This window comes from Campylobacter concisus (assembly GCF_902460575.1).
GTDB classification, from domain to species: domain Bacteria; phylum Campylobacterota; class Campylobacteria; order Campylobacterales; family Campylobacteraceae; genus Campylobacter_A; species Campylobacter_A concisus_AW.
Window position 1 is genome coordinate 85,429 of sequence record NZ_CABPUY010000002.1, and the last position, 1,621, is coordinate 87,049.

Below are 1,621 nucleotides of genomic sequence, written 5' to 3' on the forward strand. Positions count from 1 at the left end.
AATAATGCAGATAATTTTAATCATTTTGTTGATCGCATATACGATATATTTGATAAGGCTAAATTCTAAAATACCAGAATTTACAAAGTGTCCAAAGTGTAAAAATAGTTATAATTACGCTGTTACTAAAAATGGCAAATGCCCTAAATGTAATGTTAAAACAATAGAAGTTGAAAAATATTATAGGCATTTTCCAGATGAGTTGAAAAATTTAGAAAAAGATAAAATCGGTTAGATATTCTCTTGCTTTGGGCAGTAGGAGCTGGCTTGTGTGGAGTTTATAAAGAGTGGAAAAACGACAAATGAGAGCTAAGATTTTTTTGATTTTTATATCTATTAGTTCATATATTTATGCTTTTAGTTTTTTGGAATTTAATTATATTTCATATCGTGGATTTAAATATTACTTTTCAAATGATGTTGAAAAATTTATATTTTTTGCGTCCTTTTTTATATTTGCCAGTTTTTGTCTATTTGGAATTTTTTATAAAAAGAATCCTAAATGAATAAAATGTTGCAAAAGATATAAGTGGATCGCATGTATATTAACAAATAGGCAAAATAGAACCGAGAGGTTAAATTTGCAAAAATATGTTTAATGATAATACAGTCTTTGTTTAACAGGATATAGCAATATAAAAAAGACACTTGGAATAGAAAATGAACGCTAAATTTGAATTTATCTTTTTAGGTTGTATTTTTCTTTTGGAAGCCATTTGGGCTTCATTTGGCGGCAAAATTTATTTCAGGTTTCATGGTTGGCAAACAATTGATGAAAAAAATATTTTTGGATTTTTCATTGTTGGGTTATTTTTTATATGTTTAGGATTTTTCTACAAATCCAAAGAATAAGTCAAATTTAAAGATGCAAATTTAGAAAACAGCAAAAACAATAACAACAAATTCAAGGAACAACTATGTTTTATAAATTTTGCTATGTCTTTATTGGTTTTGGATTTTTATTTATATATATTAGGATATTTGCGAACAAAAAATTTGAAAGATTTGCAATAGAACATGATTTTTCTAGTTTTGGCGATACTTATGTTATTCTAGCCATTATTAGCTTGGCAGCTAGTTTCGCATTTTTCTATCTTGCCTTGCGTTCCACAAAAAACATCAAAAAATACCCGGAGTATTTAGTATGCCTTAAATGTAAAACTACTTGGTGGTTTGGGCATTTACGTGATAAAAGTAAATGCAATTTTTGTGGTGGCGAGGTGATGGATGCAAGTAAATATGGTGACTATATAAGAAAACTAGAATTTTTAGAAAAAAGAAAAAAAGGACCCAAAAGAAGAAGCGTTAGAAATAAGAGAAAAAAAGATAAAGGTAGTGTTGATGATTGATGTAAATTTACGAGTAAATAGGCTTAAGCCATGATTAAGCTGAGGATCGTGATAGCAATATTTTTTACATTGTTATCATCTTTTAATTTATATAAACTATTAACAGACGAAGGCTATAAAGGCGGAAAAGTATATGTAGTATCAATTGCACAGTCTATAATAATGCAGATAATTTTAATCATTTTGTTGATCGCATATACGATATATTTGATAAGGCTAAATTCTAAAATACCAGAATTTACAAAGTGTCCAAAGTGTAAAAATAGTTATAA

At 27.4% G+C, this 1,621-nt stretch carries 4 protein-coding genes; all 4 read left to right on the forward strand.

Features of this window, described 5'->3' with window-relative positions; all coding sequences use genetic code 11:
- The coding region (locus F3G76_RS10705) for a hypothetical protein (RefSeq protein WP_223227423.1) at positions 1-235 on the forward strand (235 nt) is incomplete at its 5' end.
- A gap of 425 nt (positions 236-660) precedes the next feature.
- Entirely contained in the window at positions 661-852 is a 192-nt protein-coding gene (locus F3G76_RS04445; protein ID WP_107930933.1) for a hypothetical protein, read from the forward strand.
- A gap of 65 nt (positions 853-917) precedes the next feature.
- On the forward strand, positions 918-1,349 hold the full coding sequence (locus F3G76_RS04450; RefSeq protein ID WP_148824386.1) for a hypothetical protein: 432 nt from the start codon (positions 918-920) through the stop codon (positions 1,347-1,349).
- A gap of 30 nt (positions 1,350-1,379) precedes the next feature.
- On the forward strand, positions 1,380-1,621 hold a 242-nt coding region (locus F3G76_RS10710; protein WP_223227424.1), incomplete at its 3' end, for a hypothetical protein.